This window comes from Rhizobiaceae bacterium, from assembly GCA_023953845.1.
Taxonomy (GTDB): Bacteria; Pseudomonadota; Alphaproteobacteria; order Rhizobiales; family Rhizobiaceae; genus Arvimicrobium.
Genome location: JAMLJC010000001.1, coordinates 827,864 through 841,746, shown reverse-complemented (window position 1 = coordinate 841,746; position 13,883 = coordinate 827,864). Strand labels below are relative to the sequence as shown.

Here is a 13,883-nt window from a genome sequence, read left to right as displayed (position 1 = left end):
GGAACATGAGCATGGACGCGCAGAAACTTCTCGGCGAACTGGCAAGCCAGCTGCTTTCGGGCGGCATCGAGGTGGTCGACCTCACGGCGCCGCTCGGCCCCGACACGCCGCTCATCAAGCTGCCGCCGGAGCTGGCCGTCGACACGCCGAAGGTCGAGATCCACACCATCTCGGAATACGACAAGAATGGCCCGTGGTGGGCATGGAACTGGCTGAAGCTCGGTGAGCATTCCGGCACCCATTTCGACGCGCCGATCCACTGGATTTCCGGCAAGGACTATGCGGACGGTTCCACCGACACCATTCCGGTGAAGAAATTCGTCGGCCCGGTCAACGTCATCGACTGCTCCAGGGAATCCGCGGCCGATCCCGACTTCCTGCTGACCGTCGACCACATCAAGGCGTGGGAAGCGAAGCATGGCGCCATCAATCCGGGCGAATGGGTCGTCATGCGCACCGACTGGTACAAGAGGAACGGCTCGGAGGCCGAGTTCCTGAACGCCAACGAGACCGGGCCGCACACGCCCGGACCAACGGCCGAGGCGATCCAGTACCTGATCGGCAAGGACATATGCGGCTGGGGTTCGGAAACGATCGGCACCGACGCCGGCAAGGCCGGCGGCATGGAGCCGCCCTTCCCGGCGCATACGCTGATGCACAAGGCCAACAAATACGGCCTCGCCAGCCTCTGCAATCTGGACAGGCTGCCGACGCGCGGCGCGATCCTCGTCGCGGCGCCGCTGAAGATCGTCAAGGGCACCGGCAGTCCGATCCGCGCCATGGCGCTGGTCGCCAAGGGCTGAGCCGGAGAGGCGTCCGATCGTGACCGCGACGCCGGACCACATCATCGTCGGCAGCGGCATCAACGCGCTGGTCTGCGCGGCCCTGCTCGGCGGCAAGGGCCGCAAGGTCCTTGTGCTTGAGCGCAACGACCGCATCGGCGGCTGCATCCGCACCGACGAGATCACGGCGCCGGGTTTCGTGCACGACGTCATGGCGACGACCTTCGTGCTGTTTCTCACGGGGCCGGCGCATGCCGCGCTCGGGGCCGATCTCGCGCGCCATGGTCTGGAATTCTGCCATACGGCGACGCCGACCGGCGTGCTCAGGCCGGATGGGTCGCATGCGATCGTGCGCACCGACCGCGCCGCCAACATCGCCGCCCTGAACGAGATCGCAGCCGGCGACGGCGACCGGCATGGCCGCGACGTCGGCGAGATCGAACGCAATGCCGGGCTGCTGTTCGGCCTGCTCGGCGGACAGCTCTGGAGCTGGCCGACCTTCAGGCTCCTGGCCGGCGAAGCATGGCGGCGCGGGCCGCGCGGCCTCAAAACCTTCGCTGGGGATATGCTGACGCCGGCTAGAAGCTGGCTCGAAGGCGGCTATCAATCCGAATTGACTCGGGCGCTTTGGGCGCCGTGGGTCCTGCACGCAGGGCTCGGCCCGGAGGACGCCTTTTCGGGGCAGATCGCCAAGGTCATCGGCTTCGCGCTGGAAGCCGCAGGCGCTCCGATCGTGAAAGGCGGCAGCCGCAACCTGCTGGCGGCGTTCGATGCCCTTATCCGGGAGCGCGGCGGCCAGATCCAGACCGGCGCGGACGTTGCCTCGATCATGCAATCCGGCGGCAGGGCGACCGGTGTGCGGCTTGCTTCCGGCGAGGAGATCGCCGCCGCCAGGGGTGTGATCTGCTCGGTGACGCCGACACAGCTTTACGGGCGGCTGCTTGGCGCAACGGCGTCGGCAGACGAAACCGCGGCGCTCGGGACCTATCGGTACGGCAAGGGCAATTTCCAGATCCACTATGCACTCGACAAGCCGCCTGTCTGGAAGAATCCCGAACTGGGCAAGGTTGCGCTGCTGCATCTGACGCCGGGGCTGGATGGCGTGTCGAAGGCCTGCAACGAGGCGGTGCGCGGCATGCTTCCCGAGACGCCGACGATCTGCGTGGGCCAGCCGCATGCGCTCGACCCGTCCCGCTGTCCGCCCGGCAAGGCAATCCTCTGGCTGCAGCTTCCGGAAGCACCGCGCGAGATCAAGGGCGACGCCGCCGGCAAGCTGGTGGTGGCCGAGGGTAGCTGGACGGAGAGGCTGCGCGAAGCCTATGCCGATCGTGTCGAGGCAATCCTCGCCAGCCACATCGAAGGTTTCAGGGACTCGGTGGTTGCGCGAAAGGCCTGTTCGCCCGCGGACCTCGAAGCGATGAACATCAATCTCGTCGACGGCGACCCCTATGGCGGCTCGTCCACGATCGACCAGTCCTTCCTGTGGCGGCCGTTCAAGTCATCGATCAATCACCAGACGAGCGTCAGGGACCTCTACCATATCGGCGCGTCCACCCATCCGGGCGCGGGGCTCGGCGCCGGCTCCGGCTTCCTTCTGGCGCAGAGGCTGTGATGGAGCAAAAGGTCGGCCATCCGCAGCGCATCTCGACCCTCGGCCAGATCGGGCTGCAGCAGTTCGCGCCCTATCTGATGAACCGCATCATGGGCCGCTACAACGCCACGCTGCGCGAGGATTTCCGCAGACAGCACCGGACCATTTCACAGGTGCGCACGCTCGCCGTGCTTTCTGTGATGGACGGCGTCACCGTCGGCGACCTCTCCGTCTACACGGTGATCGAGCAGTCCACCCTGTCGCGGACGCTTGATGCGCTGGAAGGGCATGGGCTGGTGCGGCGCGAAACGGCCGAGACGGACAGCCGCGTGCGCAAGGTATTCCTGACCGACAAGGGACGCGCGGAATTCGCCCGTGCATGGCCGCCTATGCACGAGGCGTTCGAGTTGATGTTCGAGGGGATCGACGATGCCGAATATGCGGCGTTGGTCGCCACGTTGCAGAAGATGCTCAGGAACATCCGCAAGCACGAGATTTGAGGGACGTCCTGTTGGAGACGCCTGATGGCTGAGAGATCGTTTGCGAAGGAAGTCGAGAAGCTGAGGCTCGGAGCCGGCGAGGAGTTTTCCGGCGAGGGCATTCTGGCCATCACCAAGGCGCTGCTGCAATGCGGCGTCGGCTATGTCGGCGGCTATCAGGGCGCGCCGATCAGCCATCTGATGGACGTTCTGGCCGACGCGCAGGACATTCTTTCCGAACTCGGCGTACATTTCGAGGCGAGCGCCTCGGAGGCCACGGCGACCGCCATGCTCGCGGCCTCCGTGCATTATCCGATCCGGGGCGCGGCCACCTTCAAATCCACCGTGGGCACCAATGTCGCGTCGGACGCGCTCGCCAATCTCGCTTCCGGCGGCGTGACGGGCGGCGCGCTCATCATTGTCGGCGAGGACTACGGCGAAGGCTCGTCGATCATGCAGGAGCGCAGCCACGCCTTCGCCATGAAGAGCCAGGTCTGGCTGCTCGACCCGCGTCCGAACCTGCCGTCGATCGTCAAGGCGGTGGAAGACGGTTTCGAGCTGTCGGAAGTCTCCAACACGCCGGTGATGCTGCAGGTGCGCATACGCTGTTGCCATGTGCATGGCCATTTCATCGCCAAGGACAACAGGCGGCCCGAGATGACGGTGGCCGATGCGCTGTCGTCGCCGCGCCGCGACACCGGCCGCATCGTGTTGCCACCCGCCTCCTTCAACCACGAGAAGGAGAAAGTGCAGAAGCGCTGGCCGGCCGCCGTCGAATACATCCGCAAGAACCGGCTCAACGAATTCTTCGGCGCGGCCGACGGCGTGGTCGGGATCATTTGCCAGGGCGGCATGTATAACGGCGTCATTCGCGCCCTGCAGCGCATGGGGCTCGCCGACATCTATGGCGACACGGACGTGCCGATCTATGTGCTCAATGTCTGCTATCCGCTTATCGACGACGAGTTTCTGACCTTCTGCGAAGGCAAGGACGCAGTTCTGGTCGTGGAGGAGGGACAGCCGAACTATATCGAGCAGGCGTTCGCCGCCATGCTGCACAAGGCCGGTCGCGACACAAAGATCGTCGGCAAGGAAGTCTTGCCGATGGCGGGCGAATATACCGGGCAGGTCATGCTCGACGGCATCGGGGCATTCCTGCGCGAGAACGCGCCGCAACTCCTGCCAAGCGAGGTGCGCGCGCCGAACAAGGCCGGCAATGCCGACGAGATTCCGGACATCTCCAGAATCGTGCCCGGCCGTCCCCCGGGCTTCTGCACCGGCTGCCCGGAACGGCCGATCTTCGCGGCGATGAAGCTGGTCGAGCAGGAGCTGGGAAAACATCACATCGCCTCCGACATAGGCTGCCATCTGTTTTCGATCATGCCGCCATTCGAGCTTGGCGCGACAACGATGGGCTACGGGCTCGGGCCGGCCTCGGCCTCCGCCTTCAATTCGCCGGAAGCGAAAAGGCGGTCGATCTCCTTCGTCGGCGACGGCGGCTTCTGGCACAACGGCCTGACGTCTTCCGTCGGCAACGCCGTGTTCAACAGAAATGACGGCGTCATCGTCATCGTCGACAATTACTATTCCGCCGCGACGGGCGGTCAGGACATCCTGTCATCGCGCGCCAGCAACCGCTCGAAATCGACAAAGCATCCGATCACCGAGGCGGTGAAGGGCATGGGCGTCAAATGGTTCCGCCAGATCGACCGCACCTATGACGTGCCGAAGATGCGCGCGACGCTCAAGGAGGCGCTGACGACGGATGAGACCGGCCCCAAGGTCATTGTCGCCTCGTCCGAATGCATGCTCAATCGCCAGCGCCGCGAGCGGCCAATCGTCAACGAGGCGATCAGGAAGGGCGAACGCGTGGTCAAGCCGCGCTTCGGCGTGGATGAGGACATCTGCACCGGCGACCATGCCTGCATCCGGCTTTCCGGCTGTCCGTCGCTCTCGGTGAAATCGCTCGACGATCCGCTGCGCGACGATCCCGTCGCCCATATCGACCAGACCTGCGTCGGCTGCGGCAATTGCGGCGAGGTGGCGGACGCGGCGGTGCTCTGCCCGTCCTTCTATCGCGCCGACGTCGTCCACAATCCCGGCGGCTGGGACCGCTTCATCGAGCGAACGCGCCGCGCGGCGATCGGCTTCCTGCAGCGCCGCCGCGAGAGCAGGCGGCTGGCCTTCGCCGATGCTTGACCGTCCTCAGCCGCTCCAGGCCAAGCCGCACTCGCCTGGCGCGGGCGACGTCATCAAGCTCGCCATCCTTGCCGTCGGCGGGCAGGGCGGCGGCGTGCTGTCCGACTGGATCGTCGACGTCGCCGAACGCAACGGCCATGTCGCCCAGTCGACCTCGGTCGCGGGCGTGGCGCAGCGCACCGGGGCTACGATCTATTATGTCGAGATGGCGCCGGACACCGGCCGCCTGCCGATCTTCGCCCTGTCGCCGGCGCAGGGCGACGTCGATGTTCTGATCGCGGCGGAGCTGATGGAGGCGGGTCGCGCCATCATGCGTGGCTTCGTCACGCCGGAACGCACGACGCTGATCGCGTCGTCGCACCGTATCGCCGCCGTGTCCGAAAAGATCGAGCCGGGCGACGGACGCGCCTCGTCGCCGAAGGTGGTCGAAGCCGCCGAAGCCGCGTCCCTGCGCTTCATTTCCTTCGACATGGAGCGGATCGCCGTCGAGAAAGGCACCATGATCTCGGCGAGCCTTTTGGGCGCGCTGGCAGGTTCCGGAGCATTGCCCTTCACGCGCGAGAGCTTCGAGGCCGCGATCAAGGCCGGCGGGCGCGGTGCGGATGCGAGCCTCGCCGCGTTCGGCGCCGCCTATGACCGGGCGCGCGGCGGCGCCGCGCCGACACCGCGAGCGGTCGTTCCCGGCGGTGCGGACGACCGGGCCGCGGCGCATGGTCCGCTGAGTTCCGCCGAGGCGGCGCGTTCCCCGGAAAATACCGGAGTGGCGGCGCAGGTGTCAGGACCACAGACATTGATGGAGCGCTGGGAGGGGCTCGCCGCACGCGTTTCCCGTCTGCCCGACCCCGTTCGCGACATGGCGCTGCGCGGCATTCGCAAGGTGGTCGACTATCAGGACATCGCCTATGGCCGCGACTATCTCGATCTGCTCGACAAGGCGATGGCGCTCGATGACGCTGCCCATGGCTACCGGCTTTCGATCGCAGCGGCGAAGCATCTCGCCAATGCGCTCTGCTATGACGACATGATCCGTGTCGCCGATCTCAAGACGCGGTCGGCGCGAGACGCGCGCGTGCGTCGCGAGGTCGGGGTGAGGGGCGAGTCCATCCTGCAGGTGACGGAGTTCTTTCATCCGCGTGTTGAGGAGTTTTGCGGCACTCTGCCCGTCCGGCTCGGCCGTTACATCGAAGACCGGCCGAAACTCGCCGCATGGATCGACCGCCGTATCAACAGGGGTCGCCGCATCCGCACGGACAGCATGACCGGCTTCGCCATGCTCTGGGTCATAGGCGGGCTGCGGCGCTGGCGGCGCAGCTTGCTGCGCCACGCGGTGGAGGCCGCGCATCTCGACCGCTGGTACCGGCTGGCGCTGGATCATGCCGCGAGCGACTACGATCTCGCGGTGGAGATCCTGGCGTGCCGCCGGCTGATAAAGGGGTATTCCGATACGCATGCGCGAGCGCAGTCGAAGTTCGATCGCGTGCTGTCGGCACTGCCGATCCTGAAAGGACGGACAGATGCTGCCGAATGGCTGCGCCGACTGCGCGAGGCGGCGTTGAAAGACGAGAAGGGCGACATGCTCGACGGCGCGCTGAAGACCGTGCGCTCATTCGCGCAAGACGGTTACGCGACCGCCGGCCGGGAATAGACGATGTTGCCTTGCCTTCGCGGCGTCGCCGGTCTGTTTGATGTCGATAGCTGAGGAGAGGGCGTGACGATGACGACATTGCTGGTTTTCGAGTTCCCGTTTTCCGGTCCGTGGGGCGAAGAGATGGCGGAGGCGCTTCAGGGCCTCGCCGCCGATATCGCCGGCGAGCCGGGACTGATCTGGAAAGTCTGGACCGAGGCGAAGGGGCGCGGCGTCGCCGGCGGCGCCTATCTGTTCGAGACGGAGGAAGCGGCAAAGGCCTACACCGCGAAACACTCCGCGCGCCTTGCGCAGTTCGGCATCACCGGCATCGACGTGCGAAGCTCCGCTGTCAACGAGCGGCTTTCGGTCGTCACACGCGGCCGATAGCGACCTTCCCGGCGCCCGCAGAATCGGCTTCCAAAAGTTCCGGTTTTGTTCCATGTTGCGGTATGCAACTGGATTTCGGCTTTCCACGGATCGATCCGCCGCGCCATGACGTACGTCTGCGGCGCCTGCGTGGGTCTGCGCGACATGGACAGCAGTTCGAATTCTTCGGCTTCGACCGTCTGCAGCAGCATACGGTCTTCTTCGCGGTGCTGGCGGATGCGGTTGTCGCGCAGGCGGTGGACGAGACGCGTCGCGCCATGGCGGCACGCGCCGGCCTGACGACGCGATTCGCTGATCCTGCCCGGCTGCACATGTCCCTGATCTGCCTTTGCAAGCAGAGCGCCCGGCAGATGACGGAGGAGGCGGAACAGGCGGCGGTCGGCGCGGCGCGCTTCGTCCGCTGCGATCCATTCGATGTCGTGCTCGACCGTATGATGACGTTCGGTCCGATTACCGAGGCGTCCGCTGCGAAACGCCCGATCGTGCTCACATCGTCGGACACGTCCGGCATGCGTGGTCTTTATGAGCGGCTGCACGGTGTGCTGGAGCGGGCGCGCATCATCGGCGGAAAGCTGCGCCCGTTCACGCCGCATATGACGATGCTTTACGGCGCGCCCGTTCCCGGGGAGACCATCGCGCCGATCCGTTTGACCGTGCGCGAGTTCCACCTCGTGCACAGCCTGCATGGCAAGTCGCAATATCGGATCGTCGCCTCGTTTCCGCTGCGCGGATGAGCGGAGACCTCAGAGGCGCGGCGCGAAGGTTCCCGCGACGCCCTTTTCCGCGAGTTCGGAGAGCGACAGCGTCCTGTCCAGATGCGCGGCGCGCCATGCGAGCAGCCGCTCCGCCATCTCCAGCCTTACGCGGAGATAATCCGCTTCCTCGGCCAGATTGCAAGTCTCGCCGGGGTCTTCGACAAGGTCGTAGAGCGCTGGCGGCAGGCCGCCGAAATGGACGTATTTGTAGCGTTCGCCGCGCAGCACGGCGAGATTGCATTGATGCGAGGGAAGGCCGAAATGCGTCTCCGCCTTCTGGCCCGAGATGTTGCGGAAATCGAATTCCCAATGCGCCGCATCGCGCCAGCCTGCCGGCGCCTTGCCTTTGAGAAAAGGTTTCAGCGAGCGGCCATCGATCCATGTGGGCGGCTCGCCGCCCATGAGGTCGATGAGAGTCGGCATCACATCGACGGCTTCCGTGAAGGCTTCGACGGCGCTGCCGGCTGCCTTTGCGCCCGGCGCATGGATGATGAGCGGGATGTGGTAGCTGCCGTCGAAATAGCCGCCCTTGCCGAGCATGAAATGGTCGCCCATCTGCTCGGCATGGTCGGAGGTGAGCACGATGATCGTGTTCTCCCATTCGCCGGCGGCCTTGATGCTCGACCATAGCCGGCCGAGTTGCGAATCCACCTCGGAAATCATGCCGTAGTAGATGGCGCGGATCTGACGGAAGGTGGTCTCGTCCCAATCGGCGACCCTGCCTTTCGCACCCGGAATGAAGTTTTCGCGGATCGTACGCGCCAGATGGTAGGCAACGTAAGGATGCTGCGCGGCCTCGGCCTTGCGGCCCTTGGCTCTGCGGAAATCCGGTCCGTCGGCCGGATCGTACATGGTGTTGAACGGTTCCGGCACGATGAAGGGCGGATGCGGGCTGAGATAGGAGATATGCGCGAACCACGGATTGGCGCCGCGCTGTTCGCCATGCCAGCGGATGAACTCGTCGGTGAGGAAGGCGGCCGGAGTCTCGTCCTTCGAATAGACGGGCGAAGCGGCCGTCACCGGCTCCGGCGCCTTGCCGGCGGGGCGATGGATGTCCGGAAAGCCGGCGCTGGAATCGATGCCGCGCGCGGCGAGCCATGACAACCACGGTTTCTGGTGCTCGGGCAGCAGGCAGCGGGCGGTGAAACCGGGCAGCACGCCCTCGTAACTCTTCAGCACAGGATCGCCCGGCGCATGGCGGCGCGGGTCGGGCGAGACGTCCGTGTAGCCGAAAAGCGTCGGGTCATAGCCGAGGGCGCGGGCTGCAAGCGCGATGTTGAAATGCCGGCCGTCCATGGGCGTGCCGTTACGGCAGACGCGATTGTTCATCTGGTAGAGACCGGTGTAGATGCAGGCGCGCGCCGGCGAACAGGGCGCCGCACCGGCATAGTGCCGGCGGAAGGCCACGCCGCCGCTCGCCAGCGCGTCGGCATTCGGCGTGCGGACGGTCGCATGTTCGGCCGAGGACAGGCATTCACCGCGCCACTGGTCGCAGGTGATCAACAGGACGTTTGGCTTCCTGCCCTTTTTCGCCATCGGAACTCCCTTGGTTCATGCTTTTGGAGCGAAGTTTTCGCTGCAAGGCAAGCGCATTTCGTCACCGTCCAATGAACGAACGCCCCTTCATTGTCTCCATGGAGAGAACGGTCCATTCTGCGGTCCGGCGCTTTCCATTCCGCCGCTGCCGCACGACATTGTCGGCAAGCAACAGGACACCATGTGTCCGAACGGAAGGAGCCATATCATGCTCGATCAGATCAAGGGGCTGCACCACGTCACCTCGATGGCGTCCGATGCACGACAGAACAATCATTTCTTCACGAAGACGCTCGGCCTGCGCCGCGTCAAGAAGACCGTCAATTTCGACGCGCCGGATGTCTACCATCTCTATTATGCCGACGAGTTCGGCACGCCCGGTTCGGTGATGACCTATTTCCCGTTCCCCAATATCGGCAAGGCGCGTCGCGGCGTCGGCGAGGTCGGAACCACGGTCTTCTCCGTGCCCGAGGGATCGCTCGGATACTGGTCGAAACGGTTGACCGATGAGGGTGCCGCGCATGTCAAGCCGGAAAGTTTGTTCGGCGAAAACCGGCTGCATTTCGACGGACCTGACGGCGACAGTTTCGCGCTTGTCGAGGCGAAAGGCGACGAGCGGGCGCCGTGGGCGAAGGGCGGCGTGCCGGACGACGAGGCGATCCGCGGCTTCCATTCGGTATCGATGCGCCTGCGCGATGCCGGCCGCACCAGGGAACTGCTGAAGCATATGGGCTATCAGGAGGCGGATACCGCCGGCAACGTCACCCGTCTCGCCGTTCCGAACGGCAATGGCGCGGATGTGGTTGATATCGAGACGCTGCCGGGCGCGGGCTTCGCCGATCTCGGCGCAGGCTCCGTGCATCACGTCGCCTTCGCGGTCGAGGATCGCGCGAAGCAGCTCGAAGTCCGCAAGGCGCTTGTCGATACGGGCTATCAGGTGACCCCGGTCATTGACCGCGACTATTTCTGGTCCGTCTATTTCCGCACACCGGGTGGCGTGTTGTTCGAAATCGCGACCAATGAGCCCGGATTCGACCGCGACGAGGATACGGCCCACCTTGGCGAGGCGCTGAAACTGCCGAAGCAGCATGCGCATCTGAGGTCCTACCTCGAAGGGCACCTGCAGCCGTTGGAGGACTGAGATGACGAAGGACAGCTACATTCATGAGGTGAGGCCGGGCCTGCCCGGCGCGCCGACCCTCTTCCTGTTCCACGGCACGGGCGGCGACGAGCACCAACTCCTGTCGCTGGGACGGGAGTTGCTGCCGCAGGCCACGATCATCTCGCCGCGAGGCGACGTATCCGAAATGGGTGCCGCGCGTTTCTTCCACCGCACCGGAGAGGGCGTCTACGACATGGACGACCTTGCCCGCGCAACCGCAAAGATGACGGATTTCGTGCGCAGCCATGCGGCGGGCGCGGACAAGGTTTTCGGCCTCGGCTATTCGAACGGCGCCAACATCCTTGCGTCGACGCTGTTCGCGGCGCCCGATCTCTTCGATGCGGCGGTGCTGATGCATCCGCTGATCCCGTTCGCGCCGGAGATCGCGGGAAGCCTGGCGGGCAAGCGTATCTTGGTTACGGCGGGTCGTCGCGATCCGATCTGCCATCCGGGGCTCACCTCGCGGCTCGACGCCTATTTGCGCGATGCCGGTGCCGCCGTTACGCTGGACTGGCACGAAGGCGGGCATGAGTTGCGGCCGAACGAGGTGGCCGCAGCCAGGCGTTTCCTCGAAAATGCAAGCACGGAGGCGGTATCGTGAGCGAGCAACCGGAAATCCAGTTGGAAGAAGACGGCAGCAAGGGACGCTATTTCGTGCGCGGGCCGGGCGGCGAGGTCGCCGAGATGACGTTCAGCAAGGCTGGCGAGCACCGCATCATCATCGACCACACGGGCGTGCCGGACGCCTTTCGCGGCCAGGGCGTCGGGCAGCGTCTGGTGACGCGGGCCGTGGAAGACGCACGCGCGGCGGGCAAGAAAATCATCCCGCTCTGCCCGTTCGCGAATGCGCAGTTCAAGCGGCATCCCGAATGGGCGGACGTGCTCAACACCTGAGAGCGGGGGCATGAACATGGATGAAATCAGCTTCGAGGCGACGCCGAAGGGCGGCCGCTATTTCATCGTCATGCCGAATGGCGAGCAGTCGCGCCTGACCTTCGTGCGTGCCGGCGAAAAGCACATCATCGCCGACCACACCTTCGTTCCGCCTCCATACAGGGGCGACGGCGTGGGCGAGGCGCTGGTCGAAAGGCTTTTCGCCGATGCCCGCGCGCAAGGCCTGAAGATCACGCCCGCCTGCTGGTTCGTGGCGGACGAATTCAGGCGCATGTCGCCGGAATGGGACGATGTGAAGGCGGCGTAGCAGTTTCTTGTTTTGCGCATGTCTTCATCCCGAGACCGGTTCCCACTGTCGGGAAACATGCGCCGGAAGTGCCCTAGTCGGCGAAAAGATCGGTGTGGGTCGGACGGTCGTTCGGAAGAAACGGCGTGCCGACGATCCTCACCTTGCGCGTGAACGGATCGGCGGCGGGCCGCGTTTCGCCGGAATAGGCCATGACCGTATCGATGTCCGGGCGCGGTGCCGGTAGCGGCAGCACGATGCCGGCGGAATCGACGGTCGTGGGCGTGGTCGCGCGGGCGCGCGCCTCGTTCATGCGCCGGTGATAACGCTGCGGGTCGCACCCTTTGAAATCGGCTGCTTCGCGATAGGCGAAGGCGCTCGGCAGGTTCTTGTAGGTCTTGCGTTCTTCGACCGAAACCATCTCCTCCGTCTCGAGCGAGAGGTCGGGAAGCTCGTATACCGCCATTTGCGGGTCGTCGCAGATATATTGGCACTGGCTCCGGATCAGCTTGTAGTTCGCGGCCTGCACGAACTGGGAGTTGGGCGCCGGGAAAAAGTAGCCGTCGGAAAGGCGCACGCAGAACAGAGTGTCGCTGCCGTCGCGCCATGTCGAAGCCGATTGCAGCGGTCCGGATCGCGCTGCGTCACGCCTGGCGACCGCCATCGCGCAACCGAGATCGGCCATGCGGGCGCGTATGGCGTCATGGCTCCCGCCCTTCTGGCGGGCCGCGACCTGGATTTTCCGTTCGACTTCGGCGCGGCGCTTCGAAAGGTCGCCGCAGGCGTTGAAGAAGCCGCCCCTCGCCTTGCCGCTGCATTGGCGGCGGCTTTCCAGATTGCGGATCGCGGCAAGCTGCCGGTTGAGCTGCGCCACTTCCGGGCTCTGGCCGCCGGCGGCTGTACGCAATTGCGAGCGGAGCGCGTCGCAGATGTCGGCATGGGCGGCCGTCGCGGCGCCGAAGAGCGCGCCTGCGGCAAGCAGGGCTGCAAACAGGCCGCGCCGCAACATGGCTGTATCGGTTCGAGGTATCGGCTTCACGATCCGCTCCGCCCGCATGAGGAGAACTGGCAGCGTTTCCAGTCGAGGCTGTTATTCCGCAATGCGTCGCGTCGTCAATTCATGTCCTGTGCAAAGCTGCGATCAACCTTAATCTCCGGCCGGGCGCAAACCGGATCAGGGTCGTCTGACGGACTGCCGGATCACCAGTTGCGGCCTGATCGCGGTCGAGCGCGGCAGCGGCGCTTCCTGATCCAGATGCGCGATCATGGTCCTCGCGGCCACCGTTCCGAGTTCCTCGGCCGGCTGCCTGACCGTCGTCAGTGGCGGAAACGTGTAGGCAGCGAATTCGATATCGTCATAGCCGACGACGGAAACATCGTCCGGTATGGTGAGCCCGAGTTCGCGCAGTCCGTGCAAGAGGCCGATCGCCATGACGTCGCTCAGCGCGAAGATCGCCTGCGGCCTGAGATGCGGCGGCTTCGACATCAGATGCCGCGCCGCGTTGCGCCCGCCCTCCATGGTGAGCGCCGTCCGGTGAAGCAGTTCGGGCGCGAAGACCTTGCCACGATCCATAAGCGCCGCAGTGAAGCCCTTGAGGCGATCCGCCATGCGCGGATGCTCCTCGGGGCCGGTGAGGCATGCGATGCGCTCGAAACCGAGATCGAGGAGGTATTCCGCGACGATGCGTCCGCCAAGGACGGAATCGTCCGAGACCACGCATGACACGGCGCCGGGCGGCGCGTCGATGGCGACGATCGGCACCCGCTTCATCTGGCCGAGACGCCGGAAGAATTCCGGGCTGGCGTTCGATGTCATGACGATGGCTGCGTCGATGCGCTTGGCGAACAGGGTCTGCATGTAGGTGACGAGTTGATCGGTCACGTCGTCCGTGTTGCAGATCATCAGCGCATAGCCGGCTTCGAAACAACTGCGCTCCACGCCGCGGATCACCTCCCCGAAGAAGGGGTTCGACGTGGTCGTCACGATCATGCCAATGGTGCGCGTCCGGTTCGATTTCAGCGAGCGGGCGACTTCGGATGGCAGGTAGCCGAGATCGACGATGGCGGCCTCGACGCGGGTCGCCGTTTCGGGACTGACGGGCCGCGTCTTGTTGATGACATGCGATACCGTCGTGAAGGACACGTTGGCCCTTTTCGCGACGTCCTTGATCGTCACCATCGGGCG

At 65.2% G+C, this 13,883-nt stretch carries 14 protein-coding genes; 11 read left to right on the top strand and 3 right to left on the bottom strand.

All coding sequences use genetic code 11. From position 1 onward, the window contains the following. Nucleotides 1-11 precede the first annotated feature (11 nt). The 7 genes from M9955_04135 to M9955_04105 all read left to right on the top strand — a co-directional run bounded on the left by M9955_04135 (nt 12) and on the right by M9955_04105 (nt 7,799). Nucleotides 12-803: a cyclase family protein gene (locus M9955_04135; GenBank protein ID MCO5080831.1), complete on the top strand. Its 792-nt coding sequence runs from the start codon at nt 12-14 to the stop codon at nt 801-803. Nucleotides 804-822: 19 nt separating this feature from the next. Beyond that, the gene (locus M9955_04130; GenBank protein MCO5080830.1) at nt 823-2,394 is read left to right on the top strand and encodes an NAD(P)/FAD-dependent oxidoreductase; all 1,572 of its coding nucleotides are present in this window, start codon (nt 823-825) and stop codon (nt 2,392-2,394) included. Continuing rightward, on the top strand, nt 2,394-2,873 hold the full coding sequence (locus M9955_04125) for a MarR family transcriptional regulator (protein MCO5080829.1): 480 nt from the start codon (nt 2,394-2,396) through the stop codon (nt 2,871-2,873). Before M9955_04130 ends, M9955_04125 begins: the two co-directional genes overlap by 1 nt. A 24-nt stretch (nt 2,874-2,897) precedes the next feature. Beyond that, nucleotides 2,898-5,051, top strand: a complete 2,154-nt coding sequence (locus M9955_04120; protein ID MCO5080828.1) for an indolepyruvate ferredoxin oxidoreductase subunit alpha — start codon at nt 2,898-2,900, stop codon at nt 5,049-5,051. Beyond that, on the top strand, nt 5,044-6,696 hold the full coding sequence (locus M9955_04115; protein ID MCO5080827.1) for an indolepyruvate oxidoreductase subunit beta family protein: 1,653 nt from the start codon (nt 5,044-5,046) through the stop codon (nt 6,694-6,696). The genes M9955_04120 and M9955_04115 overlap by 8 nt, the downstream gene beginning before the upstream one ends. A 69-nt stretch (nt 6,697-6,765) precedes the next feature. Next, nucleotides 6,766-7,065, top strand: a complete 300-nt coding sequence (locus tag M9955_04110) for a monooxygenase (GenBank protein MCO5080826.1) — start codon at nt 6,766-6,768, stop codon at nt 7,063-7,065. A gap of 62 nt (nt 7,066-7,127) precedes the next feature. Continuing rightward, nucleotides 7,128-7,799 carry a 2'-5' RNA ligase family protein gene (locus M9955_04105; protein ID MCO5080825.1) on the top strand — a complete coding sequence of 224 codons (672 nt, stop codon included), beginning with the start codon at nt 7,128-7,130 and terminating at the stop codon, nt 7,797-7,799. Between the two features lie 9 nt (nt 7,800-7,808). Here the strand turns inward: M9955_04105 and M9955_04100 are convergent, their stop codons facing one another. Next, a complete protein-coding gene (locus tag M9955_04100) occupies nt 7,809-9,356 on the bottom strand; it encodes an alkaline phosphatase family protein (GenBank protein MCO5080824.1) in 1,548 nt (515 codons plus the stop codon). A 208-nt stretch (nt 9,357-9,564) separates the two neighbouring features. Between M9955_04100 and M9955_04095 the strand changes: the two genes are divergently transcribed. From M9955_04095 to M9955_04080, 4 genes are read left to right on the top strand one after another with little or no spacing between them, the layout of a single operon-like run. Continuing rightward, on the top strand, nt 9,565-10,497 hold the full coding sequence (locus M9955_04095) for a VOC family protein (protein MCO5080823.1): 933 nt from the start codon (nt 9,565-9,567) through the stop codon (nt 10,495-10,497). Between the two features lies 1 nt (nt 10,498). Further along, nucleotides 10,499-11,119 (top strand): alpha/beta hydrolase, encoded by a 621-nt coding sequence (locus M9955_04090; GenBank protein ID MCO5080822.1) that lies wholly within the window; start codon nt 10,499-10,501, stop codon nt 11,117-11,119. After that, entirely contained in the window at nt 11,113-11,412 is a 300-nt protein-coding gene (locus M9955_04085) for a GNAT family N-acetyltransferase (GenBank protein MCO5080821.1), read from the top strand. Before M9955_04090 ends, M9955_04085 begins: the two co-directional genes overlap by 7 nt. 10 nt (nt 11,413-11,422) lie before the next feature. Beyond that, on the top strand, nt 11,423-11,719 hold the full coding sequence (locus M9955_04080) for an N-acetyltransferase (GenBank protein MCO5080820.1): 297 nt from the start codon (nt 11,423-11,425) through the stop codon (nt 11,717-11,719). A gap of 73 nt (nt 11,720-11,792) precedes the next feature. Here the strand turns inward: M9955_04080 and M9955_04075 are convergent, their stop codons facing one another. Both M9955_04075 and M9955_04070 read right to left on the bottom strand, forming a co-directional pair. After that, nucleotides 11,793-12,737: a DUF2865 domain-containing protein gene (locus M9955_04075; protein ID MCO5080819.1), complete on the bottom strand. Its 945-nt coding sequence runs from the start codon at nt 12,735-12,737 to the stop codon at nt 11,793-11,795. 135 nt (nt 12,738-12,872) lie between these two features. Then, on the bottom strand, nt 12,873-13,877 hold the full coding sequence (locus M9955_04070; protein ID MCO5080818.1) for a LacI family transcriptional regulator: 1,005 nt from the start codon (nt 13,875-13,877) through the stop codon (nt 12,873-12,875). Between the last annotated feature and the right edge of the window lie 6 nt (nt 13,878-13,883).

What these genes read in the sequence shown, in the direction of transcription:
- M9955_04135 (MCO5080831.1), top strand. Translation starts at nt 12, where the DNA reads ATGGACGCGCAGAAACTTCTCGGCGAACTGGCAAGCCAGCTGCTTTCG.
- M9955_04125 (MCO5080829.1), top strand. Translation starts at nt 2,394, where the DNA reads ATGGAGCAAAAGGTCGGCCATCCGCAGCGCATCTCGACCCTCGGCCAG.
- M9955_04120 (MCO5080828.1), top strand. Translation starts at nt 2,898, where the DNA reads ATGGCTGAGAGATCGTTTGCGAAGGAAGTCGAGAAGCTGAGGCTCGGA.
- M9955_04115 (MCO5080827.1), top strand. Translation starts at nt 5,044, where the DNA reads ATGCTTGACCGTCCTCAGCCGCTCCAGGCCAAGCCGCACTCGCCTGGC.
- M9955_04110 (MCO5080826.1), top strand. Translation starts at nt 6,766, where the DNA reads ATGACGACATTGCTGGTTTTCGAGTTCCCGTTTTCCGGTCCGTGGGGC.
- M9955_04105 (MCO5080825.1), top strand. Translation starts at nt 7,128, where the DNA reads ATGCAACTGGATTTCGGCTTTCCACGGATCGATCCGCCGCGCCATGAC.
- M9955_04100 (MCO5080824.1), bottom strand. Translation starts at nt 9,356, where the DNA reads ATGGCGAAAAAGGGCAGGAAGCCAAACGTCCTGTTGATCACCTGCGAC.
- M9955_04095 (MCO5080823.1), top strand. Translation starts at nt 9,565, where the DNA reads ATGCTCGATCAGATCAAGGGGCTGCACCACGTCACCTCGATGGCGTCC.
- M9955_04090 (MCO5080822.1), top strand. Translation starts at nt 10,499, where the DNA reads ATGACGAAGGACAGCTACATTCATGAGGTGAGGCCGGGCCTGCCCGGC.
- M9955_04080 (MCO5080820.1), top strand. Translation starts at nt 11,423, where the DNA reads ATGAACATGGATGAAATCAGCTTCGAGGCGACGCCGAAGGGCGGCCGC.
- M9955_04070 (MCO5080818.1), bottom strand. Translation starts at nt 13,877, where the DNA reads ATGGTGACGATCAAGGACGTCGCGAAAAGGGCCAACGTGTCCTTCACG.